This window comes from Brevibacterium sp. CCUG 69071, assembly GCF_021023135.1.
GTDB lineage: Bacteria > Actinomycetota > Actinomycetes > Actinomycetales > Brevibacteriaceae > Brevibacterium.
Map to the genome: position 1 here is coordinate 144,441 of NZ_PGFV01000006.1, position 21,983 is coordinate 166,423.

39 protein-coding genes are annotated in these 21,983 nt (G+C 62.0%); 37 read left to right on the top strand and 2 right to left on the bottom strand.

Going from position 1 to position 21,983, the window contains the following annotated elements; translation table 11 throughout:
* The first annotated feature begins 146 nt into the window (after positions 1-146).
* The 31 genes from CV023_RS15960 (at position 147) to CV023_RS16100 (ending at position 17,978) form a co-directional block, all read left to right on the top strand.
* On the top strand, positions 147-470 hold the full coding sequence (locus CV023_RS15960) for a hypothetical protein (protein ID WP_230747633.1): 324 nt from the start codon (positions 147-149) through the stop codon (positions 468-470).
* Positions 467-991, top strand: a complete 525-nt coding sequence (locus tag CV023_RS15965) for an NUMOD4 motif-containing HNH endonuclease (RefSeq protein WP_230747635.1) — start codon at positions 467-469, stop codon at positions 989-991. The genes CV023_RS15960 and CV023_RS15965 overlap by 4 nt, the downstream gene beginning before the upstream one ends.
* Complete coding sequence (locus tag CV023_RS15970) at positions 988-1,368, top strand: hypothetical protein (RefSeq protein WP_230747638.1); 381 nt, start codon at positions 988-990, stop codon at positions 1,366-1,368. The genes CV023_RS15965 and CV023_RS15970 overlap by 4 nt, the downstream gene beginning before the upstream one ends.
* A gap of 321 nt (positions 1,369-1,689) precedes the next feature.
* Positions 1,690-2,064, top strand: coding sequence for an HNH endonuclease (locus CV023_RS19180; RefSeq protein WP_442859946.1), 375 nt, complete (start codon positions 1,690-1,692; stop codon positions 2,062-2,064).
* Positions 2,064-2,330 (top strand): glutaredoxin family protein, encoded by a 267-nt coding sequence (locus tag CV023_RS15975; RefSeq protein ID WP_269067461.1) that lies wholly within the window; start codon positions 2,064-2,066, stop codon positions 2,328-2,330. The genes CV023_RS19180 and CV023_RS15975 overlap by 1 nt, the downstream gene beginning before the upstream one ends.
* Entirely contained in the window at positions 2,327-2,539 is a 213-nt protein-coding gene (locus CV023_RS15980) for a hypothetical protein (RefSeq protein ID WP_230747641.1), read from the top strand. Before CV023_RS15975 ends, CV023_RS15980 begins: the two co-directional genes overlap by 4 nt.
* Before the next feature lie 3 nt (positions 2,540-2,542).
* Positions 2,543-3,589 carry a hypothetical protein gene (locus CV023_RS15985; RefSeq protein ID WP_230747643.1) on the top strand — a complete coding sequence of 349 codons (1,047 nt, stop codon included), beginning with the start codon at positions 2,543-2,545 and terminating at the stop codon, positions 3,587-3,589.
* The gene (locus tag CV023_RS15990) at positions 3,586-3,999 is read left to right on the top strand and encodes a hypothetical protein (protein ID WP_230747645.1); all 414 of its coding nucleotides are present in this window, start codon (positions 3,586-3,588) and stop codon (positions 3,997-3,999) included. Before CV023_RS15985 ends, CV023_RS15990 begins: the two co-directional genes overlap by 4 nt.
* Entirely contained in the window at positions 3,996-4,340 is a 345-nt protein-coding gene (locus CV023_RS15995; RefSeq protein ID WP_230747647.1) for a hypothetical protein, read from the top strand. Before CV023_RS15990 ends, CV023_RS15995 begins: the two co-directional genes overlap by 4 nt.
* Complete coding sequence (locus CV023_RS16000) at positions 4,337-4,549, top strand: hypothetical protein (protein ID WP_230747649.1); 213 nt, start codon at positions 4,337-4,339, stop codon at positions 4,547-4,549. The genes CV023_RS15995 and CV023_RS16000 overlap by 4 nt, the downstream gene beginning before the upstream one ends.
* 194 nt (positions 4,550-4,743) lie before the next feature.
* Positions 4,744-5,013, top strand: coding sequence for a hypothetical protein (locus tag CV023_RS16005; protein WP_230747650.1), 270 nt, complete (start codon positions 4,744-4,746; stop codon positions 5,011-5,013).
* A 127-nt stretch (positions 5,014-5,140) separates the two neighbouring features.
* Positions 5,141-5,521 (top strand): hypothetical protein, encoded by a 381-nt coding sequence (locus CV023_RS16010; RefSeq protein WP_230747651.1) that lies wholly within the window; start codon positions 5,141-5,143, stop codon positions 5,519-5,521.
* A gap of 224 nt (positions 5,522-5,745) precedes the next feature.
* Positions 5,746-5,874, top strand: a complete 129-nt coding sequence (locus CV023_RS18875; RefSeq protein ID WP_269067462.1) for a hypothetical protein — start codon at positions 5,746-5,748, stop codon at positions 5,872-5,874.
* Positions 5,875-5,993: 119 nt separating this feature from the next.
* A complete protein-coding gene (locus CV023_RS16015) occupies positions 5,994-6,206 on the top strand; it encodes a hypothetical protein (RefSeq protein ID WP_230747652.1) in 213 nt (70 codons plus the stop codon).
* Positions 6,203-6,496, top strand: a complete 294-nt coding sequence (locus tag CV023_RS16020; protein ID WP_230747653.1) for a hypothetical protein — start codon at positions 6,203-6,205, stop codon at positions 6,494-6,496. The genes CV023_RS16015 and CV023_RS16020 overlap by 4 nt, the downstream gene beginning before the upstream one ends.
* Entirely contained in the window at positions 6,493-6,843 is a 351-nt protein-coding gene (locus CV023_RS16025) for a hypothetical protein (protein WP_230747655.1), read from the top strand. Before CV023_RS16020 ends, CV023_RS16025 begins: the two co-directional genes overlap by 4 nt.
* The gene (locus CV023_RS16030) at positions 6,840-7,163 is read left to right on the top strand and encodes a hypothetical protein (RefSeq protein ID WP_230747656.1); all 324 of its coding nucleotides are present in this window, start codon (positions 6,840-6,842) and stop codon (positions 7,161-7,163) included. Before CV023_RS16025 ends, CV023_RS16030 begins: the two co-directional genes overlap by 4 nt.
* Positions 7,164-7,260: 97 nt before the next feature.
* Entirely contained in the window at positions 7,261-7,470 is a 210-nt protein-coding gene (locus CV023_RS16035) for a hypothetical protein (RefSeq protein WP_230747658.1), read from the top strand.
* A 128-nt stretch (positions 7,471-7,598) separates the two neighbouring features.
* A complete protein-coding gene (locus CV023_RS16040) occupies positions 7,599-8,123 on the top strand; it encodes a hypothetical protein (protein ID WP_230747660.1) in 525 nt (174 codons plus the stop codon).
* A complete protein-coding gene (locus CV023_RS16045; RefSeq protein ID WP_230747662.1) occupies positions 8,120-8,380 on the top strand; it encodes a hypothetical protein in 261 nt (86 codons plus the stop codon). Before CV023_RS16040 ends, CV023_RS16045 begins: the two co-directional genes overlap by 4 nt.
* A complete protein-coding gene (locus CV023_RS16050; protein WP_230747665.1) occupies positions 8,377-8,937 on the top strand; it encodes an HNH endonuclease signature motif containing protein in 561 nt (186 codons plus the stop codon). The genes CV023_RS16045 and CV023_RS16050 overlap by 4 nt, the downstream gene beginning before the upstream one ends.
* Positions 8,938-9,096: 159 nt before the next feature.
* The gene (locus tag CV023_RS16055) at positions 9,097-9,351 is read left to right on the top strand and encodes a hypothetical protein (protein WP_230747667.1); all 255 of its coding nucleotides are present in this window, start codon (positions 9,097-9,099) and stop codon (positions 9,349-9,351) included.
* A gap of 204 nt (positions 9,352-9,555) precedes the next feature.
* Positions 9,556-9,798: a hypothetical protein gene (locus CV023_RS16060; RefSeq protein ID WP_230747669.1), complete on the top strand. Its 243-nt coding sequence runs from the start codon at positions 9,556-9,558 to the stop codon at positions 9,796-9,798.
* Positions 9,791-10,474, top strand: coding sequence for a hypothetical protein (locus CV023_RS16065; RefSeq protein ID WP_230747672.1), 684 nt, complete (start codon positions 9,791-9,793; stop codon positions 10,472-10,474). The genes CV023_RS16060 and CV023_RS16065 overlap by 8 nt, the downstream gene beginning before the upstream one ends.
* Before the next feature lie 246 nt (positions 10,475-10,720).
* Positions 10,721-12,211, top strand: coding sequence for a phage terminase large subunit (gene terL, locus CV023_RS16070; protein WP_230747678.1), 1,491 nt, complete (start codon positions 10,721-10,723; stop codon positions 12,209-12,211).
* Positions 12,212-12,226: 15 nt separating this feature from the next.
* Positions 12,227-13,777 (top strand): hypothetical protein, encoded by a 1,551-nt coding sequence (locus CV023_RS16075; protein WP_230747680.1) that lies wholly within the window; start codon positions 12,227-12,229, stop codon positions 13,775-13,777.
* Positions 13,778-13,840: 63 nt separating this feature from the next.
* On the top strand, positions 13,841-14,851 hold the full coding sequence (locus CV023_RS16080) for a phage minor head protein (protein ID WP_230747682.1): 1,011 nt from the start codon (positions 13,841-13,843) through the stop codon (positions 14,849-14,851).
* Positions 14,848-16,095, top strand: coding sequence for a hypothetical protein (locus CV023_RS16085; protein ID WP_230747683.1), 1,248 nt, complete (start codon positions 14,848-14,850; stop codon positions 16,093-16,095). Before CV023_RS16080 ends, CV023_RS16085 begins: the two co-directional genes overlap by 4 nt.
* Positions 16,095-16,430, top strand: coding sequence for a DUF2190 family protein (locus CV023_RS16090; protein WP_230747685.1), 336 nt, complete (start codon positions 16,095-16,097; stop codon positions 16,428-16,430). Before CV023_RS16085 ends, CV023_RS16090 begins: the two co-directional genes overlap by 1 nt.
* A gap of 15 nt (positions 16,431-16,445) precedes the next feature.
* Entirely contained in the window at positions 16,446-17,519 is a 1,074-nt protein-coding gene (locus CV023_RS16095; RefSeq protein ID WP_230747687.1) for a phage major capsid protein, read from the top strand.
* Between the two features lie 78 nt (positions 17,520-17,597).
* Complete coding sequence (locus CV023_RS16100; RefSeq protein WP_230747689.1) at positions 17,598-17,978, top strand: hypothetical protein; 381 nt, start codon at positions 17,598-17,600, stop codon at positions 17,976-17,978.
* On the opposite strand, the gene CV023_RS16105 is transcribed toward CV023_RS16100, so the two are convergent.
* A complete protein-coding gene (locus CV023_RS16105) occupies positions 17,960-18,766 on the bottom strand; it encodes an HNH endonuclease signature motif containing protein (RefSeq protein ID WP_230747691.1) in 807 nt (268 codons plus the stop codon). The two genes, CV023_RS16100 and CV023_RS16105, sit on opposite strands and share 19 nt — an antisense overlap.
* Before the next feature lie 69 nt (positions 18,767-18,835).
* Here CV023_RS16105 and CV023_RS16110 point away from each other — a divergent pair, with 69 nt between their 5' ends.
* The 3 genes from CV023_RS16110 to CV023_RS16120 all read left to right on the top strand — a co-directional run bounded on the left by CV023_RS16110 (position 18,836) and on the right by CV023_RS16120 (position 20,067).
* On the top strand, positions 18,836-19,288 hold the full coding sequence (locus CV023_RS16110) for a DUF6093 family protein (protein WP_230747693.1): 453 nt from the start codon (positions 18,836-18,838) through the stop codon (positions 19,286-19,288).
* Entirely contained in the window at positions 19,288-19,659 is a 372-nt protein-coding gene (locus CV023_RS16115; RefSeq protein ID WP_230747695.1) for an HK97-gp10 family putative phage morphogenesis protein, read from the top strand. Before CV023_RS16110 ends, CV023_RS16115 begins: the two co-directional genes overlap by 1 nt.
* Positions 19,660-19,725: 66 nt before the next feature.
* Positions 19,726-20,067 (top strand): hypothetical protein, encoded by a 342-nt coding sequence (locus CV023_RS16120; RefSeq protein ID WP_230747701.1) that lies wholly within the window; start codon positions 19,726-19,728, stop codon positions 20,065-20,067.
* Positions 20,068-20,117: 50 nt separating this feature from the next.
* Here CV023_RS16120 and CV023_RS16125 read toward each other — a convergent pair whose 3' ends face one another.
* Positions 20,118-20,300, bottom strand: a complete 183-nt coding sequence (locus CV023_RS16125) for a hypothetical protein (RefSeq protein WP_230747704.1) — start codon at positions 20,298-20,300, stop codon at positions 20,118-20,120.
* 88 nt (positions 20,301-20,388) lie between these two features.
* Between CV023_RS16125 and CV023_RS16130 the strand changes: the two genes are divergently transcribed.
* From CV023_RS16130 to CV023_RS16140, 3 genes are all read left to right on the top strand, one after another.
* Positions 20,389-20,604 carry a hypothetical protein gene (locus tag CV023_RS16130; protein WP_230747706.1) on the top strand — a complete coding sequence of 72 codons (216 nt, stop codon included), beginning with the start codon at positions 20,389-20,391 and terminating at the stop codon, positions 20,602-20,604.
* A 2-nt stretch (positions 20,605-20,606) separates the two neighbouring features.
* Positions 20,607-21,125: a phage tail tube protein gene (locus CV023_RS16135; protein WP_230747707.1), complete on the top strand. Its 519-nt coding sequence runs from the start codon at positions 20,607-20,609 to the stop codon at positions 21,123-21,125.
* A 105-nt stretch (positions 21,126-21,230) separates the two neighbouring features.
* Positions 21,231-21,875, top strand: coding sequence for a hypothetical protein (locus CV023_RS16140; protein ID WP_230747709.1), 645 nt, complete (start codon positions 21,231-21,233; stop codon positions 21,873-21,875).
* Positions 21,876-21,983 lie beyond the last annotated feature (108 nt).

The window sequence follows — 21,983 nt, forward strand, 5'->3', positions numbered from 1 at the left end:
GATCCGGCCCAGCGCCGTGAGGCCCACCGGTGCATGAAGCACCAGGGCAAGAAGAAGCCTTGCACGCAGGAGTGTCTGCAACAGCAATACGAAAAGGACGCCGCCAGAGCCACTGAGGCATGGGGTGGCGACGAATGGAGAAACTCATGACCCCCATTTACACGGTCGGTGATATCCGGCCCGCACTGGCTAAGATCCTCGACCACTATCCGACGGTCGCTGACGCATACCGGGCGGCAGGTGTCTCGTGCGAGTCGTTCTACCGCATCCGCAAGGCCGGCGACGGACGGCGCGTGAAGGGTCCGACCGCGCTGCGCATCCTCACCCACGCTGCCGGGCTGCCCGATAAACCAGTGACTCGGCCCGGCGCGATCACGTGGGCAGAGGTCGCAGAATATGCGAAAACTCCCGAGGGCCGGGCGTTCGTTGCGCAGTGCTGGGCGCCACGACGGATGGGAGCCGCGGCATGACAGAGCTCATCGTCGACGTCCCTGAAAGATGGCTGCCAGTCGTGGGCTACGAGGGCCTGTATGAGGTCTCATCGATTGGCAATCTCAGGACCGTTGAGCGCAAGGATTCACTTGGCAGGCGACGCAAGTCTCGACCTCGGAAGCCTGCCCTCAAGCCGGACGGGTATCTGCAAGTGATGCTGTTCAAGGATGGGGTCAATCGCAACCACTACGTGCAGCGCCTCGTTCTCGAGGCCTTCGCGGGTCCATGCCCTCCACTTCGCGAGGCGTGTCACCGGAACGACATCAAGACGGACAACCGGGCCGAAAATCTCCGATGGGGCACCCGTCAAGAAAACATGATCGACCAGGCCCGGAATGGCAGAAGTGTCGGATCAAAGATGTCGGAGTGCATCAGGGGCCACGCCTTCGACGTCATCAACACCTACATCAAACCCAACGGGAATAGAGGATGCAAAGAATGCCGCAGGACAGCAGTGAGAGAAGGTCGCATCCGTCGATCCGAGGAGGCCGCGAAGTGACCGCAGAACTTATCGTCGATGTTCCCGATATGGAATATCTGTCCTCGAACGACCGCATGCACTGGCGGCCGGAACGGCAACGGAAGCGGGCCCTGCGCAACCGCGGCATGATGCTCGCACGCCAGGCCGGCCTCATCGTCCCGACGCCCGCGATGCTCATCGTCGAAGTCGGCCTGCGCACCGGTGGAAGAGCGGACCCGCCGAACGCTGAACCGACCGTGAAGTGCCTCATCGACGGCATCGTCGACGCCGGCGCAATCGCGGATGACAACAGCGACTTCATCACCAGCACCACATACCGCCGCGGTCCCCGCGTCACCGAGAAGGGCTGGCGCCGCATCCACCTGATCTTCCACGACCAGACCGTTCCATTTTAGGAGGACACCATGCAGACTTGCTCGATTCTCGACTGCGATAGTCCGGTCCTTTCCCGGAGTTTGTGCAACAAGCACTACATCCGATGGAGTCGGCACGGAGACCCTGAATACCGGCGTCCGAGAGTCATTGACTCGCAATGCACTATCGATGGTTGCGCGAGGGGGCAATACGCCCGAGGGTGGTGCACTTTGCACTATGACCGCTGGCTCAACAACGGCAATCCCTGCGAAGTTCAAAAGCGTCGGGGAAACGATCTCGCAGCTCGATTCGCCGAGTACATCACCGTGACCGAAACGAACGATTGCATCGAGTGGACTGAAATGACCGACCGTGACGGCTACGGGCTGTTCTCGTTCGGCAATCGGCACAGACGTGCACATAGAGCCTCATATGAACTGCACGTAGGGCCGATACCGGACGGGTTAGTAGTTCGGCACAAGTGCGATAACCCGCCGTGTGTGAATCCCCTTCACCTCGAGGTCGGGACCGGTGTAGACAACACCAACGATCGTTTCATCCGAGGGAGAAGCGCAAGGGGTGAAAGCGGAGGGCGGGCGAAATTAACCGAGGCGCAAGTGCTCGAGATCCGCAGCATCTCTGACGATCTCAACTACCGCGAGATCGCAATGAAATTCAGCATCAGTAGATCAACCGTCTGGCAGATCGTCAGGCGAAAGACTTGGAGGCACATCTAATGGCAATCACGGTATACAGCACAGAATTCTGCACCCAGTGCCGTATGACGAAGCACATCCTTGAACGCGACGGCATCGTCTACACGCACGTCGACCTCTCCTCCGACCTCGACGCCTACCGATTTGTCACCCGCGAACTCGGGCACAGTTCCGCACCCGTCGTGTTCGCGGTCTTCCCAGACGAGCACGTGGAGCACTGGTCGGGACTGCAACCCCAGCGCCTCGAGAAATACATCGAAGCCACCAAGACAGGAGCAGCAGCATGAGAACCACCGCACGACTCGAAGGCGCCATCCGTCCCGGCTCCGGCATCTCGTTCGACGCCCAGAACACCATGAACGGCGGGTACTCAGAAGCCACGCCCGCGATCAAACGCAAAGCCAAGCGGGTGGCCGAAGAGTTTGTGCCGGCTGCTGATCTGCCTGATGTGCTCGCGATGCTCGGGCTGCTCCCACCACGACCAGGGAGGGGGTAGGCAGTGGCACGTGACTACGCGAAGATCATCACCCGCATCTGGGCCGACGATGACTTTAAGGGCCTGGGCGCGACCGCGCAGCGACTCTACTTCCAGCTCCTGTCCCAGCCAGACGTGTCCATGTGCGGTGTCGTGACGCTCGCTGAGCGCCGCTGGTCAATGCAGGTCGCAGACCAGTCCCTGGACGCCATCACCGACGACATCGCGGCCCTCGAGGGTGCGCGGTTCATCGTTGTCGACCGGGTGACGCAGGAGGTGCTCGTGAGGTCGTATGTGCGTCACGACGAGGCCTGGCGGTCCCCGAATGGCATGAAGGGCATCGACTCGGCTGTGCGCTCGGTACTGTCCGGGAGACTCAAATCCGTATGCCGGGGGGAGCTGCTGAAGATCGACACCTCGAAGCTCTCGGACTCGGTGAATAAGAACACCGGACGCTCAACAAGGGACTTCGTAAGGGGCTTGATAAGGGGTATCGAAGAGGACTTTGAAGCCCCTACCGAAGGGGCTTACCAAGACCCTTCCCAAGCCCCTAGGCAAGGCATGAATCGTTTTTCACACTCAACAGAACCAGAACCAGAAACCTCAACAGAACCAGAAACCTCACCAGAAACATCTTCTAGTCCGGGATCGCAAGCGACCCCCGACGAGCCGGACCCCGAACCCCGAGACGACGTTGATGGACTCCTCGACCTCCTGGACCTTGAGATCGAACGCAACGGCAACCGACCACCCAAACGCAACAAGACCAACCACGACGCCATGCGACTCCTCCTCGACCGCGACAACGCCACCGAAGAACAGATCGCCTACGTCGTCCGCTGGTCCCAGAACGACCAGTTCTGGAAAGCCAACATCCTCTCAGCCTCGAAGCTGCGCGAAAAGTTCCCACAACTCGTCGCGAAGATCCGCTCCGAAGCCGAACGACCAGCCCAGCGGGAGAAGCCCCGCAACCGAGCGCAGGAACGCATGGACCACAACCGGACCGTCATCGAGAACCTGCGCCGCATGGAAGAAGAACAAGACAACACCATCCAAGGAGAACTGCTATGAGACTCAGCGAAGCCGGCGAACTCCTCGCCCTCATCAGCGCCTACGACAACCGCAACACCTCCGAAGAAGTCTCCGCCGCCTGGTACGACCTCCTCACCCCGTACACCCTGCACGAAGCGAAACACGCGGCCAAGAAGCACTTCCACGAATCCACCGACTACCTCATGCCCGCCCACATCGTGCGCATCATCAAAGCCGAACGCCGTGCACGCCTGGCCAAGGTCGAGACCATCGTCCCGTCGCGCGCCGACATGACCGACACTGCCGCCGAACTCACTGCGACGAAGGCACTCTCGAAGGCCATCGCCTCCGGTGAACTCACCGCCGAGCAGTACGAAGACTACCGACGCGGAAACACGCCCTGGACGACCTACCGCCGCGGCCTCCACGAACTCAGGGGCGCAGCATGAGCACCGTCGACGAAATCCTCACAACCGGGCGATACACGGACAGGCGAGGGAGGGAGTGGGCGAAACATAACTACTATCACGGCACGGTCGAATGGATGCACCCCCTTGGCGACGGGACCTGCCACATCAACACGCCAACCCAGATGCGCCTGTTGATCGAACGCGACATGCATCGGGACGTGTGCGAGGGGCTCTACCGCTGCTCGAATCATCCGACACCCAAGGTGCTTGCGTACGCGGGGTTGTTCACCGTGACCAAAGCGCGACGCCTGGTCGAAGCTCCATACGACACTCTACCCGAGGCTATGGACGCTGCTCGTGCATTGGCGGTGAGGTCATGATCCCGCTCATCATCACCGCGCTGCTCATCCCCGGGGCCATATGCGCCGCCGTAGCCCTCGAACCACACATGGAGGCCTGGGCGACACGAAAGGCGCTCTACGAGGCACACAAAGCCTCCCACGCACCCCCTGAACACCGTTCAGGAAACGACAACCCCCTGCAAAAACACGGCACCAAACAAGCCGACAAGCACGGCGAGTCGGCGTAGCAACTCTTTGACAGAAAAGGACACGATCGAATTATGAAAGCTGATTGCTACAGGGACCACCACACGCAGATCGTGTTCGGGTCAGTCCTCAGAGACGAGCACGGGGCGGGAAGCTTCACTGCCGGCGTCAACGCCGCGTTGCGCTGGTTGGACGAAAACATTCCCTACCCGGGTGCGACGAAGGAGGAAGCACGATGAGCACTGAACCGTACACGCCCGACGAGGTGGAGCTGCGCGACTGCTACGCCTTGGTCATGGACGAGCGCGCTGGCGAGGACTACGACGAGGCCAAGGCCGACGCTGAGCGCGGGATCGCGAAGATCAAAGCGGATGCGCTGAGGGAAGCGGCAGAGGCTATATCGCTGGTGGTCATTCCTGGATCAGACGAGAACGACAATCTCGCCACCGCCGCCGCTCAAGGATGGCTCACCGGCAGGGCAAACCGGATCGAGGAGGAAGCATGAGTGAGTGCTGCGCGTCCGGATCGTGCGAGATATGCCAGGCACCACTGGGCTACTCGCAGTCATACCGTGACGAGATCAGAGACTACGAACCACCGTGGGTTCGACAACACCGAGAGGAGGGTTGGCGATGACCAGTGACAACCCGATCAAGGCATGGATCGACGAACACCGCGCAATCCACGCGGCGGCAACAGAAGGACCGTGGGGTATCGACGGACCAGCGCAGGCGGGACCGGATGACTCACTGGTCGTATACCCGAAGAATGACGGGGGCGCTATCGCCTATGTGCAACCAGCCTGGGATGACGCGACCGCCATCGTGGACGCCCACAACGTCACCGTCCCCACCGCGCTCTCAATGATCGAAGCGGTACTCGAACTGCATGTGCTCAATCTCGACTTCGACGGGACACCTTACTGCAAAGGATGCTCGATCCCATACGAAGTAACGACAACCTACCCCTGCCCGACTGTTCGTGCGTTGGATGGGGTGATCGACGGTGGCTGAGAGATGTAGGAACTGCGGTGTACGGGTCGTGGAATCGGGTTATCGGAACTCATGGAGCCCTCGATGGGTTCACCGGCCCGAGGGTGCGGCGTTCCAGGACGGTCAGTACGAGTACTGCCACACCACGCGGGCGGAACCAGAGGAGGGAGTGATCGACGGTGAATAGGAATGATCCGAAACCAGGGCAGATATGGCGACGGCTGTCGGACGGCCAGGAGACGACCGTGATCGCCATTCCAGACAGGCACTCGCTTCGACCCTACGTGTCGCACCAGGGCAAGCGATTGGCCTACACGGAACTACCGAACTTCCTGCGCAAGTACAAGCTCGTTCAGGAGGCCAACGGTGACTGAAAGCATCTACGACCGCACCTGCACCACTTGCGGGCACACAATCAACGACCACGACGCCAACGAATGCTGGACACGAAAGAACGGGAAACAATGCGACTGCGGATGGATGGTGATCGGGCATGAGTGACAGGGAAGAGATGCGGGACAGGATCAGGGACACCATTCGTTCCGGGGCCAGTGAAAGCGGCGTTGTCATGGCCAGCGAGGAGGCCGCGGCCATGGCCCAGGCAATCATTGATGACCTCGGGCTGACTGTGGAGGTCGCAGACAACTGCAATGACTGCGGCAACGGGCCAGAAGAACGCGTCGTCGGGAAATGGGAGAAGCAATGAACTGGGACGAGAAGGCTGAGGACTACGCCGGAGCGCACCACACGTACGAGCATCTGCCCGCCGAAGAGAATTACCCACGGCTCATCATGTTCAGGAAGGGTGCGAAATGGCAGCGGGAGCAGCTCCGCACCAAAGAGGCGGTCGAGAGGGTGGCTCGGGGACTTTTCGCACGCGACATGGGAGACGGCCCAGCTGCAGCGAAATGGGACAACGTGGCTGAGGGTATTCGGCAGAACTACCGAGCTGACGCCCGTGCCGCGATCACCGCACTGACTGGGGAGGAATCATGACGTACTCACCAAGCCGGCAGATGATGGCCACGGGGAACTTGTTCGCAGACTCGTTCCGTTACGGCCTCGAACGCTACGGCTCGAACCGCAACCGCCACTGGTGGGGGATCACCCACCGACAATGGCTGCTCAACAGCGGACGGTACATCAAGACCAGCGAACAGCGGGGTATGGGGCTCATGCAGTTCATCGCGGGACCGCTGCCCGAGTACAAGCCGATTGGGGAGGGCGGGCCAGAACTGGTCAACTTCCGTGCCGGTGGCGTCATACAAGACCCGCGGCTAATCCCGCGCCCCGGCGAGCACATCATCCACCCAGATGGGCGAGCGTGGAAGGTGAGGGAGTGACCGTCGAAGAGTTCTTGTCCCTGCCGCCGGGGAGCATTGTGAAACTCGACGACGGAACTCTCATCGAGCGAACCGTCAACCCGGACGTGTGGGCTATCGTCGGCCACCAGTACGACCCGATGGGTTCGAAGAATCAGGGTGTGCTGTTCACGCCACACATCCTCATGTTCCAGCGCAATCCTCCGAGCCTGGTGCGTGTACCCAAGGAGGGGCAGTGGGGCCGTGGGAGCGCCGATGGTTCCGCTACTGGTCGACCCGTCCCACCCGCACCCGTCGCCCTCGACAGCACCCGATTGACTGGTTCATTGCCGCACCAGTGAAGTCTCTCGCCTGGCTAATGAACATCGTTCAATAAACTTTCGTTTCACCGCGTGTCGGCCCTAGAAACTCTTTGACAGCCCAGAGCAAGCTGGGCGCATGATCATCAGGAACCTCACGGCCGAACACCTCGGGAAAACCGTCACACTCCCGACACTGGCGCACCTCGGACGCTGCGCACGCGGCACCCTCCACACCATCATCCTCAACAAAGGCACCGACACCAGCACCCTGACCATCAACGACCACGAACACGTCGTCCCCAACGGTGCCACCATCCACGTCACCACCGAAGTCAGCGGCCTGTAATGGGAAGCAACGGGCCGAACAAGAACATCGACCGCACAGGGTGGGATCCGAAGAAATGCTGGGCCAAATCCCGACGCTCCGGCAACCAGTGCCAGAACCCGCCAGTACGGGGCACCAGCCATTGCCGCATGCACGGATCCTCCACGAAGTCCGCGAAGAAAGCCGCCGAACGCAACCTCGAGCAAGAGAAGCTCGCCCGCGTCGCCCGCAGGTTGGGCACCCCGCACGAGAACCTCGACCCCGCGCAGGCACTCCTGGATCTCGTCGCCTCCAAGGCGGGTGAGGTGGAGTGGCTCAGGCACCAGGTGGAGCTGCTCGAGACCGATGGAGACCTCTGGTGGGGTGAGACCAAGGTGGTCGGCAAGGACCACCCCGAAGTCGGCTCACTGTTCGAACGCACCGAAGAGGCCCGTCAGCACATCGTGTACACGCTCCTGCACAAGGCTCAGGACCAGCTCGCCCGGTACGCCGCCGAAACGCTGAAGGCCGGCGTCGACGAGCGCCAGGTCAAGCTGGCCGAGCAGACGGGCGCCCAGTTCGAAACCGTCCTCACCTCACTCCTCACCGCGATCAGAGCCACACCGGACCAGATGCAGACCGCGGCCACCGAGATCCCGCGCATCCTCCGCAACCTCGCAGGAGGCGGCAAATGACCATCCAGCAAGTCCAAGCCCAACGTGAACGCATCCGACGCGCAGCAGGCCTCCTCGCCCTCGAACATGGCGTGGTCGGGTCCACACCCCCGGGACTGACCGTGAAGGGTCACGCGGAGTCCATCTACCAGGAGGGCATCACACAAGCGGAGAACACGGCCGCGACCGGGGCCATGTCCTGGGTGACCGCCGCCGAACTCATCGCAAGCACTTATGAGCAACTCGTTGATGACATGCAGAAAGCAGGGAAACCATGAGCAAGAAGAAGTGCAGGGTTGACGGGTGCACTCTCGCATACCGGAGCCGCGACTACTGCTGGAAACACCTTGCAGAGGCCAAGGCTGATGGCGAGGAGATTGTGGATTACAGGAGCAGAGGGCCACTCCCCGACATTCAGTGTCGCGTAGACGGATGCGAGAGCCTGTCTGCATACAAGATCAAGAAGCTCTGCGGGAAGCACTACCAGCGATTGAAAGCGTTTGGCTCGTTTGATCTTCCGGAGCCGCCGACAATGCGAGAAGTCCTGGAAAGCGGACGCGCAATCTCCGCTTCGGGCTGCTGGGAATGGACTGGCACAGTCGCGTCAACTGGGTACGGGCGATACGGGGGTTCTGATTACGTGCACCGACTGTCTCATGAAGCCTACAAGGGGCCGATCCCTGAGGGGTATCAAGTAGATCATCTATGCCGAAACCGCATCTGCTTCAACCCTGATCACATCGAAGCAGTGACGCAGGAAGAAAATCTGAGAAGGCAGATGGTGTTCATGGGAAGGAATGAAGCTGATGGGCGACTGGTCCGAGCCAATGGATGATGCCAAGTGGATGTCCCCCGACTGCCGAGGCGGTGCCAACCACCAGAAGTGCGACCTGCAGGCATGGGATGACATAGACGACGTGCCCACCGACTGCGGGTGCGACTGCCATGTGGAGGTTTCACAATGACCGAGAACCCGTGGCTGCCAATCGACACCATGCCACTCAGCACACTGGGCACAGCCGTTGACATCCTCGACGAACGACGCATCTACTCGAACGTCACCGTCGACAGGATATTCACCTCACGATGGAGCCTCGCCGACGAATACCAGCTCTGGCCAGGACAGGCCGCACGATTCTCAGACCAGGATCGCCTCTGCGTCCACATCGACACCCTCGACCGCCAGAAGCTCACTCTCGACTGCGCATCCCAATGGAGGCCACGCGTCACGAGAAGCGCACGCTCATGAGGCCAGGCCACGAAGACTGCCCCCACGAAACCCTCGAAGAGAAGGCACTCATGGACCCCGAACCACGAGTGGTCATCATGTGCCTCCACGAGCATCGTGAACCCGTCCTCGCATCAGACGGACTCGAGCAAATCCCTGTCGGCTTTCACTGCCACTGCTGCGGCAACGTGTGGAGCAGCCGCGACTACATCGAAAGAGGCTCCAATGTCTAAGTTCATCCACCACCCGGCGTTCGCCGCGATCATGACACTCATCGTCGCCCAGCAATGGTTCTCCCTCGGCATGCAAGTCCACAACGGATGGACCAGCCTGCTCGCCTTCCATCTGGTGCTCGCTCCGATCGCCACGGTCGCGGTCATCCTCTACCACTACTCCAGTCGCAAGGTTGCTTTCTTCAACGGGAAGATCGAAGGCATCGACACCGCGCTCAGGGGGTCACATGTCTGACCCAGCCCCAGCCCAGCAGATCCGGAACCTCATGGATTCCGTTCACGACGCCCTCACCATCTCCGAGCACCCGCCCTCACCCAAAGGCGACACCGGCGGCAGCACCGGCGCATCCAAACCACCCATGCCAGTGAGCATCCTCGACGCCAAGCTCGACCTGAAACAGAAGCTCGTCTCCTGGGCACTCATGATCGGCGAAGAGCGCGAGGTCGTCATCGACTGCGACGACAACAGCTACTCCCTCGCCGGCTGGATCTACACCCAAGCCGAATGGCTCGCGGAGCATGCCGCCCTCGACGACTTCACCACCGAGATCCAGGAATGCGTCAAAGCCCTCCGCCGCCCCTACGCCAGCAAAGACGAACGCCGCCTCGTCACCATCTTCGCCGGCGCACCCATCTACGCCTGGCCGTGGGAGACCACCGTGCGCCTGCCCGACGGTACCGTGCACCTCGCCCATACGCTGCGCGAAGAACTCAAAGGCCAGACCATGGACCGGACACTCGCCGCCCCCAACGTGTCCGCCGTCCTGCGCGAGATCTTCAACATGGACGTACCCGCCGACACGATCCGCAAGACCGCCAAACGGGGAAAGCTCACGAAGTACCCCGAGGGCTTCAATGTCGGGGAGGTCGTGGAAAGATTCGCGACACGCGCCCTGACACTTGTGTCCTGATTATTGTCCCGCTACTCTGTGAAATAGTGGATTCGTTCTCTCCCCAGAGACCGGTCCACTTTTCGCGTTCCCGGGGTGTTTCGTCACTTTTCTACCCGCGGAATGCGTTCCCCGCCCCTCGTCGTAGACGCATTCTGCCGGCTCCGAGGGGCACTAAACCAACCACAGCACCGGGCTCGCTACCTTGCCGTGGTTCGAGTTCCCGGTACTCGTCTCAAAACCGGGTCAACTTCATGGAGGTGCGTCGTGTCCATAGACTGGATGACGGCGCTCGCAGACAAACTCGAAGCGCAAACCACCACCACATGGGAATCACCACTCGACATCGCCCGAGTCATCACCCCAGGCACCATCCAAACCCCGGCGCTCGACCTCATAGACCAGGCGCTCATCGACTGCTACAACACCCCCGATGCTCGCCTGATCATCTCCATGCCGCCTCAGGAAGGCAAGTCGACCCGGGCAGCCAAAGACTTCCCCATCTGGGCGCTCACCCAAAACCAAGACACCCGCATCTTCTCCGCTTCCTACTCGCAGCGCCTCGCCGAACGCAACGGCCGCGCCATCCGCAACGCCATCGCCAGCCACCCCGAACTCGACCTCGAGATCGCCGACGGCAACAGTGCCGTCTCAGACTGGCGCCTCCAAGACCACACCGGCGGAGTCTACTCCACCTCAGTCGGCGGATCCGGCTCAGGACAACCCGCAGACCTCGTCATCATCGACGACCCCATCAAAGACCGTAAAGAAGCCGACTCACAGACCTACAGAGACAACGTCTGGGACTGGTACACCGACGTCGTCGTCGCCCGTCTCGCCCCCGGCACCTCCGTAGTCGTCATCCTCACACGCTGGCACGACGACGACCTCGCCGGCAGACTCATCGCCCAAGAAGACTCCGACTGGCACTTCCTCAACATTCCCGCCCGCGCCGACCACCGCCCTGAGAAGGGCGAGGCCGACATTCTCGGCCGCGAACCCGGGGAGTACATGATCTCCGCCCGAGGGCGGACGCAAGCCCAGTGGGCGAAGCGTGAACGCGAGTCCGGGCCACGCACCTTCGCCGCCCTCTACCAAGGCCGGCCCACACCGGACAGCGGGGGAGTGTTCCCACCAGAGGAAGACTGGGCACGCTACTCGCAACCCATGTGGGTCGAACGCCCAGACGGTTCCCGGATTATCCCCGGCCTACGTGAGAACGGATACGAGCTCATCCAGTCCTGGGACATGGCGTTCAAGGACACGAAGAGCTCGGACTTCGTCGTCGGTCAAGTGTGGTTGCGCGTGGGTATCAACGCCTACCTCCTCGATCAGATCCGCGACCGGTTGAACTTCAACGCCACCGTCGAAGCCGTGAAAGCCATGACCGCAAAATGGCCCCAGGCAGCCGCGAAACTCATCGAGGACAAGGCCAACGGATCTGCGGTCATCTCGCACCTATCGAAGTCTGTGCCCGGCATGATTCCCATCGAACCAGAGGGGTCGAAGCTGGCCCGCGCCAACGCGATCAGCCCCTTCACGTTCGCCAAGAATGTGATCCTCCCCGACGCGGCCCTGCAACCGAACGTGGCAGAGCTCCTGGGGGAGGCGAAAGCGTTCCCGAACTCCGCGAACGATGACACGATCGACGGTCTCTCCCAGGCCGTCTCCTACCTGCTGCTGCATGACCTCATCGACGAATCAGAACTCGTCGCCGAGGAATTCGCTGACGACGCAATCCCGATCAGCTACTTCTAACCGAACGGAGGCTCCATGGGTATTCGCAACTGGCTCGGCCTCCAAGAGTCCGCTGACCCGGAAGTGAACCGGCTTAAGGGCGAAGTCGACACACTGTCGTTCCGCCTCGAAGAATCCTACGAGCAACTGTCCCGCATGTTCTCCGAAGACGCTGGCTGGCAGAACCTCAGCGACCAAACAGCACGCGACCTCAGCCCAGAGGGGCGCAAGCAAGCCGCGCAAGCATGCCGAGTCATGGCGATCGGCAACCCGCTCATCGCCCGCGGTATCGCTGTTCGCACCGGATACGTGCACGGGAATGGCGGTATCGGAGTCGTAGCCGCGGACGGCAAAGAGACCGGCACCCAGGACGTCAACACCGTCGTCCAGGCGTTCCTCGATGATCCGGGGAACCGTGCCGCGTTCACAGGCCACCAGGCGCACGAAATCCTCGAACGGCAGCTGTCCACCGACGGCAACATGTACGCAATCCTGTTCACCGCACCCGACACCGGGTTCGTTCGCGTTCGCACACTCGACCCCCTCGAGGTCACGGACATCTTCACCAACCCTGAGGATGCCTCGGAACCGTGGTTCTACCGCCGCGACTACGTCGAGACCACGATCGGTGAACGCACCGCGAAGGTCACGACCCGGCAGAAAACCACCTGGTATCCGGCTCTCGGCTACAACCCGACCCGGAAGTTCCCCGTCATCGACGGCAACCCCGTCGACTGGTCCGCCGCCGTCCAGCACACGTCCGTGAACACTATCGGCAAGTACGGCATCGGTGACGCATACGCCGCCCTTCCCTGGGCTCGCGGGTACACCGGGTTCCTTGACGACTGGGCGAAGCTGACGAAAGCACTCTCACGTATCGCGTGGAAGATGTCGGGCAAGAAATCCGGCGCCCAGCAGATGCGATCCCAGCTCAACAGCCTCAACGAGGCTGGGGGAGTTGTCGCCTTCGACCCGAACACGCAACTCGAAGCGGTCCCGAAGACCGGGGCCACGATCGACGCCGAGTCCGGACGCCCCCTGGCCACCATGGTCGCGACCGCATTCGGTATCCCGGTCACGACTCTGACCTCCGATCCCGGGCAGACGGGTGCGCGTGCCGTCGCTGAGACCCTGAACCAACCGACGCGGCTGGTGATGCAGGGCCGCCGGGACGTGTGGACGGAAACATACCGGGCGATCCTCAACCACGTCATCGACCAGGCCGTCCTGGCACCGCGAGGGCCGCTCAAGGGTGGTGTGAAGGCTGACCCGTACACGGGCCGCCAGGAAGTGTCGCTCGGTAACCCCGATGACCGAACGATTACGTTCACCTGGCCGGAACTCGACGACACACCCATCGACGTCATGGTCAAGGCCATCGTTGACGCCGACGCCACCCAGAAGCTCCCGCCGCTCGAGACCATGCGTCTCCTGCTCCGTGCACTGGGGGTCAGGGACGTGGACGAAATCCTCGAACAGTTCACGGACGACAACGGCAACTTCATCGACCCGAACGTCACCGCCGGGGATGCGGCCGTGGATGCGTACAACCGTGGCGAGGATCCCGCAGCGGTTCTCAACCAGTAACGGAGGTGGTCCGGCGTGGCAATCACAGAGTTGACGCTACGTCGGGCCTCCGAACTGCGGGCCATGGTCGACGACTACGTCGACGCTTCCACGCGCGCACTCACCGCACGTTGGGCGCAAGCGTGGCAGGAAGTCGCTCAGGAGTGGCAGGACACGATCGCCGTCATCCTCGCCCGGAAAGCCGCAGGCGAACCCCTCACGCCCGCCCAGATCACCAACCTGGCCCGCACGCAACGGGCTTTGGCGATGACCGCGGTGAAACTCCGTGAGCTCGCCGCCGAACTGGGCCCGTTGCTCGAGGACAGTGTGCGGGAAGTCGTCGAACGGACCGCGGATCTCACCACCGGTGTCGCGGCGTCCCAGATGCCGCCCGTCGACTCGAAGCTGCTCCCGTCGTTCACGCGTGTCGACCAGCCGGCACTCGAGCAGATCATCGAGCGCACGATGACCGGCATTGTGGCCTCATCCGCACCACTTGCGCCGGAGGCGTTGGATGCTGTGCGGTCCTCGCTCATCAGGGCCGTGCCGAGTGGTTGGCACCCAGACAGGGCCGCCAGGGAGATGCTGAGGCGGTCCCGCGGGGCGTTCACTGGCGGTCTCACCCGCGCTCTCCGTATCGCCAGGACCGAGATCCTCGACAGCCATCGCGCCGCGAATGCCGCCCAGAACGCGGCGAACCCGGCTGTGGTGGCCCAGATCTGGACTGCGCAACTGTCGTCACGCACGTGCCCCAGTTGCCTAGCGCGCCATGGCACCGAGTACCCGAAAGATGCTGTCGGCCCCGAGGATCACGTTTGCGGAAGGTGCACGTTCACGCCGAAGACAAAGACGTGGGCCGAACTCGGCTTCCCCGACGTCGAGGAACCACCTGACCTGTTCCAGACCACAGAGGACTGGATCGATCAGAACCCCCACGACGCTGTCGCAGCCCTCGGCCCCGACCGGTACCGGATGCTCCAGGACGGGCAAATCAGCATCGCCGACATGGCCCGCCGCGTCGACAACCCCGACTGGCGGCCCAGCTACCAGGCAACCCCACTCGCAGACCTCCGAAAGGCGGCGAAGAATCCATGACAATCCTCAAGGAGACCGCAACCCTCACCCCCAAGGCGGGAGGGCGCGCCAAGATCGGCATCATTACACCCGGAGCTGGGTCAAGTGGGGTCTACCCGAAAGAGACCATCGAAGCTGCCGGTCGTGATCGCGTGTTCGCGAAGGGCACGCAGATGTTCTGGAATCACGCCACCGAAGCCGAGGACTGGAACCGACCCGAGGGCGACCTCCACAACCTCGTCGGCGTACTCGCCGAAGACGCCCACTGGGACGACGAATCGGGCGGACTGATCGCCGAGGCGAAGATCTACTCGCACTGGAAGTCGATCGTTGCCGACATGGCCGAGGACATCGGCGTGAGCATCCGCGCATCGGGTGAAGTCAGCGAGGCCAATGGCCAGCGCGTCGTCACCAAGCTCACCGAAGCCCGCAGCGTCGATTTCGTTACTCGCGCCGGGCGGGGCGGGAGGGTGATGGAAGTCCTCGAATCTGCCCGCCTGCGCGAAGGCATCAACGACGAGACACGCGACCTCCTCCAGAAGGCGGTGCGCGACACAATCGGCAACCGCGACATGTGGATGTACGTGCGCGACCACGATGACAGCACCGTCTGGTTCAGCACCGAAGGCCCATCCGACGTGCTCACCACGTTCGAGCAGAAGTACACGCGCAACGGCATCACTATCGCCCTCGAAGGCGAACCCACTGAAGTCGTGCCGACCACCGTGTACGTCCCCAAGACCACCCCAGCCCCGGTTGGGAATGGAAACCAGGAAACCAATCCGAAGGAGGCAGCCACCATGGCTGACACCGAGAACACCAACCGGGTCGACGAAGCCGACTCGAAGAACAAGAACGGCAGCGGCGGAGGTGGCGGCAACTCGGGCGAGACCGAAGTCGAACGCCTCAAGCGCGAACTCGCGGCCGCTAAGGCTGAGATCGCTGAGCTCAAGAAGGCCAAGGCGAAGGAAGCCCGCCGCACCGAAGTCGCCGGCATCGTCGAGGAAGCGTTCGAGAACCTCAACGCCCCCGGCATGAAGAACCGCCTCATCGACCAGCTCGCCGAGTCCGACAAGGACCAGGACCAGCTCATCAAGGACGCCAAGGAAGCCGCCGACGAACTCCACCAGCTCGGCCACGGCAACGGCCAAGTGCGCGGCCTCGGCGAATCCGCACCGGTGGACACCACCACCAACGTCAACGAGTCGGGCGCCCCCAAGCGCACCGCCGAGGACATCATCAACGCCCTGGAAGGAGCCGCCTGATGAAGAACCAGCGCTACACCGAGAACAAGCACATCGCCCTCCCCGCGGACAAGGACTACAAGTCCGGTGACCCCGCAGCCATCGGAGTCTACCGAGGCGTAGTCGTCGCCGACGCGGCCGAAGGCGAGAAGGTCACCATCTGGCTCGACGGCTCCTACGACATCCCCGTCACCGGAGCACTCACCGTCGGACAGGCCGTGTACCTCGCCGGAAACGGCACCCTCACCGCCACCGCCGGAGCCACCCCCTGGGGTGCGGCCAACGTCGCCAAGGCGACCGGCACCGGACCCGCCGAAGTCGCACCGCTGGGCATGATCCCCGGCGCTACCGCCTGATAGGAGCACACCACTATGGAAACCATTGACCTCATGAAGGAAGGCTTCCGTCGGGCACCCAGCCGTGACGAGAAGGTCTTCGAATCCGCGCAGCTTTTCGCTCGCGGCCGCACCGGAGCATCCCCGCTCGCCCAGGCTGTCCTCGTCGAGGCATTCTCCACGTCGGACTTCCCGATCCTGCTCGGTGATGCGTTCGAGAAGCAGGCACTGAAGGCCTACAAGGACACGCCGCTCGAGTTCGAGTCGATCGTCACCGACACCACTGTCGACAGCTTCGTGCGACGCAAGCTCGTCGACCTGTGGGGTGCGGACGCTTTCGAGCGTGTCAACGAGGGTGAAGAGTACAAGGGCGCGACCCTCAGCGAGACCGAAATCGAGCACGGCGCCGGCAAGTGGGGCCGCTCGTATGGTCTCACCTGGGAGCTGCGTCTGGCCCGTCGGTTCTCCGACATGGCCGACTTCCCTCGCTCCCTCGGAAACGGTGCGCGCAAGACCCAGAACAATGTTGTCGCCGACACCCTCGTCGACACCACTGGTTGGGCTCCCGGATTCTTCGGGACCGTCGATGACAAGCCGTTCACCCCGGAGAACCTCGACGCCGCAATCAAGGCTCTCGCCCTGCGCGAGAACCACCGCGGAGAGCTCGTGGAAACCTCGGACCTTGTCCTCGTGCACGGTCCGGCGCTTCGCGCTGAGGTTGCTCGCATCCTCACCGCGGCGCGGATCGTCACCAAGGTCACCAACGGGTCCAAGGTCACCGAGACGGAGGTCGACAACCCCTACCGGTCGATCGTCACCCCGCTCGAGTCCCGCACCGTCGCCAACCGCCTCGGCGCCGCCCACGCAGACGGATGGGCGCTCGTGCAGGGCAAGTCCTCGGACCTGCCGTCGATCATTCGCACGAAGCTCGCCGGCCACCCGGACGTCGACATCCGCGTGAAGCGCGACCAGGGCCAGTCCGTCGGCGGTGGCGAAGTCTCCATCGAGGACGGTTCGTTCAACGACGACACCATTTGGTACCGCGGTCGTTCCGTTGTCGGTATCGACGCCGGCTTCACCGAAGGCGTCTACGCCTCGAACGGTTCCTGACCCATCCCGGGCACGGTCCCCGCTCCGCACTGACCACCATCGTGCGGGGCGGGGAACGGCACAACCAAGGGAGTTGTGATGGTCGATTACAACGAACCGGCGCAAAAAGTGCGCCTATTGATCGGCGATCTCGATACTGGCGAAAACCAGATCTTCGATGGTGACCAGCTCAACGGGTTCCTAACGATCGCCGACGGGTCGATCAAGCGGGCAGCGGCCGACGCGATCGACGTCATCGCCTCATCCGAGGCTCTGATCTCCAAGGTCATCACTACTCAAGATAGAAGTGTTGACGGCAGTAAAACTGCCGACGCCCTCCGAAAGCATGCAGCATCATTACGGCAACGCGCCAAGGAGGAGGAGGATCTGTTGGACGAGGAGCCATACTTTATGGCGTTCTCTCTGGACGCAAACCCTCTCGCCGAGGGGGAAGAGCGTCGCTACGATGGGCGGCTGTGAAGTCTCTTCCGCAGAGAAGCTGCGGCGATAGCCGCGACTTCGATCGTGTAGTAGGTTCCACCGCTATACGATCGTCCTCCGTGGCCGACTTCGACGTGGTACTTCTTGAAGCGATTGCCTTTCCGAATGTGAACGTTTCTCACTCCGGTTCGAGAGGCTTTCTGCGGCCCCTGCCGATACTCATTCTGCTGAGTCCTGTCAGCCAGCCGCAGGTGATCTGGGTTGACGCAGTTAGTGACCCAGCAGATGTGGTCAATTTCGAGTCCTTCGGGGATCTCGCCCTTGAACCTCGTATAGAAGTATCGGTGCGCATACCAGGTCTTGCGGTCCTTGTTGAAGAGCCCGTAGTTCTGATCACTGAGCGGTCCGGTCCAGAGCCAGCAGGTGTCGGTCCTATCGACTCGACTCCACAGCAGCTCCTCGAACGGGATCGCCTGATCGCTGAACTTATGGACTTCTTCACCGCGGTTGATTTGTTTCCAATGGCTTGCGCAGAAGCCCTTCGCGTAGTGCTTGCGGTCGCAGTCTTCGAATGAGCAAGTGCCGGCGGATCGGTCAATGACCTTGTGTGGGTCACCGAACTTCTTGAACCGCTGGTAGTGCTTTGTGCAGTAACCGTGCCCGACCGCCGGGCCGTCGCAGTCGTCTATGGAGCAGGCATCTCGGACGCGAGGTTTCGTGATGCTCGGGTCTCCGTACTTGCTCCAGCGTTGATAGTGCTTCGTGCAGTATCCGCGAGCGATCGTTTTCTTTTCGCACCCGTCAAAAGAACAGAGGTTGTCAGTCATGCCTGAAGCTTCACAAAATCCGTCAAAGAGTTGTAAGGGCCGACATGCGGTGTTGGAGGTGTTTCTGATATGAGCCCCCTCCCCGCCCGCGGCAAGCTGAAAGTCCTCCCGAAGGGCTGGTCAGCTCACCATCGCCCTACCGCATACGGATTCCTCACCGGTGACTGTGCCGCGTACACGGCCGGACAGCCCGGCGACTGGACTCCCGGCGGTGGTCAGAGTGCAGGGGGCGAGGACACGAAGTGGGAGCACGCGCCGTGTTCGGCACAGTTCCTCACCCAATCAACCAGACCGGTCACGGTCGCTGACGGGGTCGAGGTGCTGGCCACGCACCGGATCTCAGTGCCGATCGCTTCCACGTGGTTGCACTACGGGGACACGATCGAGGTTCTCGACAACCCCGACGACCCGGCACTGAACGGTCGCGAATTCCAGGTCATCACCATCGAAACCGGGACGACGAACTGGACGCGTGACTACCTGTGCCAGGACGTGAACGCACGGGAATCGAGGGCCGCCTGATGGGACTCGACGCCAGCGAGCTCCGCAAGTTCGGCAACGACCTCACGAAGATGGGCGCGAACGCCAACCGAGGTGGACGGGTCGTCGTCGAGAAGACGGCGGCCGACATTTCCGGAGATGCCAAGAAGATCGCATTCGACAAGGGCGTGATCGACACCGGCAACCTCATCAACTCCATCGGCTACGACGTCAACCATCGGCCCGGAGAATCCTCAGCGGAGATCGGACCCACGGTCGAATACGCCGGCTACAACGAGTGGGGCACATCGAAAATGCCGCCCCGCCCGTTCCTTGGGCCCGCGTTCGATCGCAGGATTCCAGCCTTCGAGAAGGCCCTCGGTGACATTGTCGATGGCACGTGGAAGGGGTGAGCTAACACGGACATCATCACCCTCAACACATGGACACTCGACAGGCTGAAATCGATCGGCGTTGACGTGCACGACGGGCGCGTCCCGGACAGTGTCCCGACCACGACAGGCGGCTTCATCAAGCCATACCTGGCCGTGTGGACCGAGCCTCTGCGTGAACATGAAGAGCAACCACTCGACTACTCGAAGCAGGAGACGGCTGGGGCACTCACGGTCACGGCCGCCGGCGCGACCGCGGGAACGGTGCGCAACCTCTCGCAAGAGGTCATCCGCAAACTCCACCGCGTTCCAGCTCCCGGCGGGGGAGAATACCGGCACGTTGAGCCGTTCCTCAAAGTCCAGACCGACAACCAGGTGAGCCCCTCGCGGCTGTATCTGCCGCTGTCGTTCGAGTTCCAGCAGCCGTGAGGAGTCGTTCCGGTCGAGGGCATCTGAAGCCGCCCGACCGGAATTTGCGACTACTTCAACAGCTGCTTGGCCTTCTCCAGAGACACGTTGAAACCGTTCTTCTTCATGTGTTTCTGCAGGTCGCTCGGTGACTTCGAGCCTGAGCGGTTGAACCCATCGATAGCTGCCTCGAATTGTTTCGCGGTGTCATTGCTCAGTTTCTTAAATTCCTTGTCGTTCCACTCGATCTTCATTTCACCTCCCAACTACTTCTGTTGAGGGGATTCTACCCATAAGCCACGGCGACCCCGTGGCTTTTTTCATGCCCGAAAAGGAGTCGCTATGGCCGAAACCTTCGACCACTTCAAACACGCCTACGACAAACGCACCGGCGAGAAACTCCCGCACAAGGTGCCCGAGTCCTACTTCGAGATCTTCCCCGAAACGCTCTCGCCCGCGGCGAAACCGCAGGTGCGCAGCACAGCCCCGATCCGACCCACCACATCCCCCGAAGTCGCCTCAGTCGTTGAGGTCGTCAACAAGCAGGAAGGCAAGTAACCATGCCCACACCACTCGCAGATGGCAAGACCAAGGTCACCATCCTCCCCACCGCGCCCGCCAACCCGAAGGCCATCAGCCTCGCCGAACTCGAGGCCGGCATCGATGCATCGTGCGCGATCATGATGTCCGACTACAACGTCGGCGCCGCCACTTCCGAGTCCGTCGACGAGAAGGCCCTGTGCCAGGAAGGGAACGCGACAACCTGGGGTGCCAGCAACGGCACCATGGAGTTCACTCTCTTCCTCGACTACGACGAGGACCACAAGCTCGACGTCACCTCCGACCAGGGCAAGGCCTACGAAGCCGTGAAGTTCAAGGGCACTCAGGTGCACCTCGTGCAGCGCGAGACCTCAAAGACCTCGAAGGAAGACTGGGCCGTCGGTGACGAATACGAGTACTTCCACGGCATCGCCGACAACCCGACTCACATCGACCGTACCGGTTATGTGAAGCGGAAGGTGACGGCCGCGTTCCAGGAGATGGAACTGCACGGCGTCGTCGCGTCGACCACTCCCTGATCTCCGGATCATCCCCAAGACCCCAGTGGGCAGGTTCCTCCATGGCCTGCCCACTGGTCTACCCCCACATGGAGAACCCCACATCTTTCACATGGAGGAACAGAAATGGCTTTCAATCCCGACGACTTCATTGCAGGCATCAGCGCCGCTCAGACCCCTGTAACGATCTTCAAGGCCGCCGACGTGGCCGGCCATCTGCGCGCAGTCGAGGCTGATCTCGAGCTTCTGGCTGGAGCCGATGACGAGCAGACTCTCGACGCCGGCGCTGAACGCGCCGAGCTGATCGAGAAGCGCGACCGACTGCAGAATGAACTACAGGACTCCGCGGAGGAGTTCATTGTCCAGGCTCTCGAGCAGGACAGGATTGACGAGCTCACCAAGGAAGCGCGCAAGACGGCGAAGGACCGAGCCGATCAGGCAGCCAAGGACGCTGCGGGTTATGCGCGTGAAGAGTGCAGGCGAGCCGAGATCGGTGACGGCAAAGAGATCAAGGATGCGGTTCGGCGAGCATCACTGTCAGCGTCCGAGGCTGTCATGCGCAAAGAGGCAGGCATTCACATCATCTCCCACGCGGTCGTCACCGACACCGGCGAGCGTGCCTTCACTCCCGAGCAGATGCGTGTCGTGTCCGAGAAGCTCGGCGATACGCAGATGGACAAGCTCTACAAGGCGTTCTACGACCTGACGAGCAATGACCCTGGAGAGCTCATCCCAAAATCGCGGAAGCCTGGGCCGACGGTCGAGGACTAAACGCACTCACGCAAACCCGCACAGCACGGGCATGGGGCCAACCCGTGTCCGTGCTACGCGGGGAACGTAAGCCTGGGAAGAAGTGGTCGCAGAAGGACCGATCTCTAG

Excerpts from the sequence above, each read along its gene's own strand:
- CV023_RS16035 (WP_230747658.1), top strand. The coding sequence starts at position 7,261 with ATGATCATCAGGAACCTCACGGCCGAACACCTCGGGAAAACCGTCACA.
- CV023_RS16025 (WP_230747655.1), top strand. The coding sequence starts at position 6,493 with ATGACGTACTCACCAAGCCGGCAGATGATGGCCACGGGGAACTTGTTC.
- CV023_RS16075 (WP_230747680.1), top strand. The coding sequence starts at position 12,227 with ATGGGTATTCGCAACTGGCTCGGCCTCCAAGAGTCCGCTGACCCGGAA.
- CV023_RS16130 (WP_230747706.1), top strand. The coding sequence starts at position 20,389 with ATGGCCGAAACCTTCGACCACTTCAAACACGCCTACGACAAACGCACC.
- CV023_RS15980 (WP_230747641.1), top strand. The coding sequence starts at position 2,327 with ATGAGAACCACCGCACGACTCGAAGGCGCCATCCGTCCCGGCTCCGGC.
- CV023_RS16085 (WP_230747683.1), top strand. The coding sequence starts at position 14,848 with ATGACAATCCTCAAGGAGACCGCAACCCTCACCCCCAAGGCGGGAGGG.
- CV023_RS16040 (WP_230747660.1), top strand. The coding sequence starts at position 7,599 with ATGCACGGATCCTCCACGAAGTCCGCGAAGAAAGCCGCCGAACGCAAC.
- CV023_RS16065 (WP_230747672.1), top strand. The coding sequence starts at position 9,791 with ATGTCTGACCCAGCCCCAGCCCAGCAGATCCGGAACCTCATGGATTCC.
- CV023_RS15995 (WP_230747647.1), top strand. The coding sequence starts at position 3,996 with ATGAGCACCGTCGACGAAATCCTCACAACCGGGCGATACACGGACAGG.
- CV023_RS16105 (WP_230747691.1), bottom strand. The coding sequence starts at position 18,766 with ATGACTGACAACCTCTGTTCTTTTGACGGGTGCGAAAAGAAAACGATC.
- CV023_RS16115 (WP_230747695.1), top strand. The coding sequence starts at position 19,288 with ATGGGACTCGACGCCAGCGAGCTCCGCAAGTTCGGCAACGACCTCACG.
- CV023_RS15990 (WP_230747645.1), top strand. The coding sequence starts at position 3,586 with ATGAGACTCAGCGAAGCCGGCGAACTCCTCGCCCTCATCAGCGCCTAC.
- CV023_RS16080 (WP_230747682.1), top strand. The coding sequence starts at position 13,841 with ATGGTCGACGACTACGTCGACGCTTCCACGCGCGCACTCACCGCACGT.
- CV023_RS16050 (WP_230747665.1), top strand. The coding sequence starts at position 8,377 with ATGAGCAAGAAGAAGTGCAGGGTTGACGGGTGCACTCTCGCATACCGG.
- CV023_RS16090 (WP_230747685.1), top strand. The coding sequence starts at position 16,095 with ATGAAGAACCAGCGCTACACCGAGAACAAGCACATCGCCCTCCCCGCG.
- CV023_RS15975 (WP_269067461.1), top strand. The coding sequence starts at position 2,064 with ATGGCAATCACGGTATACAGCACAGAATTCTGCACCCAGTGCCGTATG.
- CV023_RS16140 (WP_230747709.1), top strand. The coding sequence starts at position 21,231 with ATGGCTTTCAATCCCGACGACTTCATTGCAGGCATCAGCGCCGCTCAG.
- CV023_RS16100 (WP_230747689.1), top strand. The coding sequence starts at position 17,598 with ATGGTCGATTACAACGAACCGGCGCAAAAAGTGCGCCTATTGATCGGC.
- CV023_RS16125 (WP_230747704.1), bottom strand. The coding sequence starts at position 20,300 with ATGAAGATCGAGTGGAACGACAAGGAATTTAAGAAACTGAGCAATGAC.
- CV023_RS16045 (WP_230747662.1), top strand. The coding sequence starts at position 8,120 with ATGACCATCCAGCAAGTCCAAGCCCAACGTGAACGCATCCGACGCGCA.
- CV023_RS16000 (WP_230747649.1), top strand. The coding sequence starts at position 4,337 with ATGATCCCGCTCATCATCACCGCGCTGCTCATCCCCGGGGCCATATGC.
- CV023_RS16110 (WP_230747693.1), top strand. The coding sequence starts at position 18,836 with ATGAGCCCCCTCCCCGCCCGCGGCAAGCTGAAAGTCCTCCCGAAGGGC.
- CV023_RS16020 (WP_230747653.1), top strand. The coding sequence starts at position 6,203 with ATGAACTGGGACGAGAAGGCTGAGGACTACGCCGGAGCGCACCACACG.
- CV023_RS16060 (WP_230747669.1), top strand. The coding sequence starts at position 9,556 with ATGTCTAAGTTCATCCACCACCCGGCGTTCGCCGCGATCATGACACTC.
- CV023_RS16005 (WP_230747650.1), top strand. The coding sequence starts at position 4,744 with ATGAGCACTGAACCGTACACGCCCGACGAGGTGGAGCTGCGCGACTGC.
- CV023_RS19180 (WP_442859946.1), top strand. The coding sequence starts at position 1,690 with ATGACCGACCGTGACGGCTACGGGCTGTTCTCGTTCGGCAATCGGCAC.
- CV023_RS15965 (WP_230747635.1), top strand. The coding sequence starts at position 467 with ATGACAGAGCTCATCGTCGACGTCCCTGAAAGATGGCTGCCAGTCGTG.
- CV023_RS16010 (WP_230747651.1), top strand. The coding sequence starts at position 5,141 with ATGACCAGTGACAACCCGATCAAGGCATGGATCGACGAACACCGCGCA.
- CV023_RS15960 (WP_230747633.1), top strand. The coding sequence starts at position 147 with ATGACCCCCATTTACACGGTCGGTGATATCCGGCCCGCACTGGCTAAG.
- CV023_RS16095 (WP_230747687.1), top strand. The coding sequence starts at position 16,446 with ATGGAAACCATTGACCTCATGAAGGAAGGCTTCCGTCGGGCACCCAGC.
- CV023_RS16135 (WP_230747707.1), top strand. The coding sequence starts at position 20,607 with ATGCCCACACCACTCGCAGATGGCAAGACCAAGGTCACCATCCTCCCC.
- CV023_RS16055 (WP_230747667.1), top strand. The coding sequence starts at position 9,097 with ATGCCACTCAGCACACTGGGCACAGCCGTTGACATCCTCGACGAACGA.
- CV023_RS16015 (WP_230747652.1), top strand. The coding sequence starts at position 5,994 with ATGAGTGACAGGGAAGAGATGCGGGACAGGATCAGGGACACCATTCGT.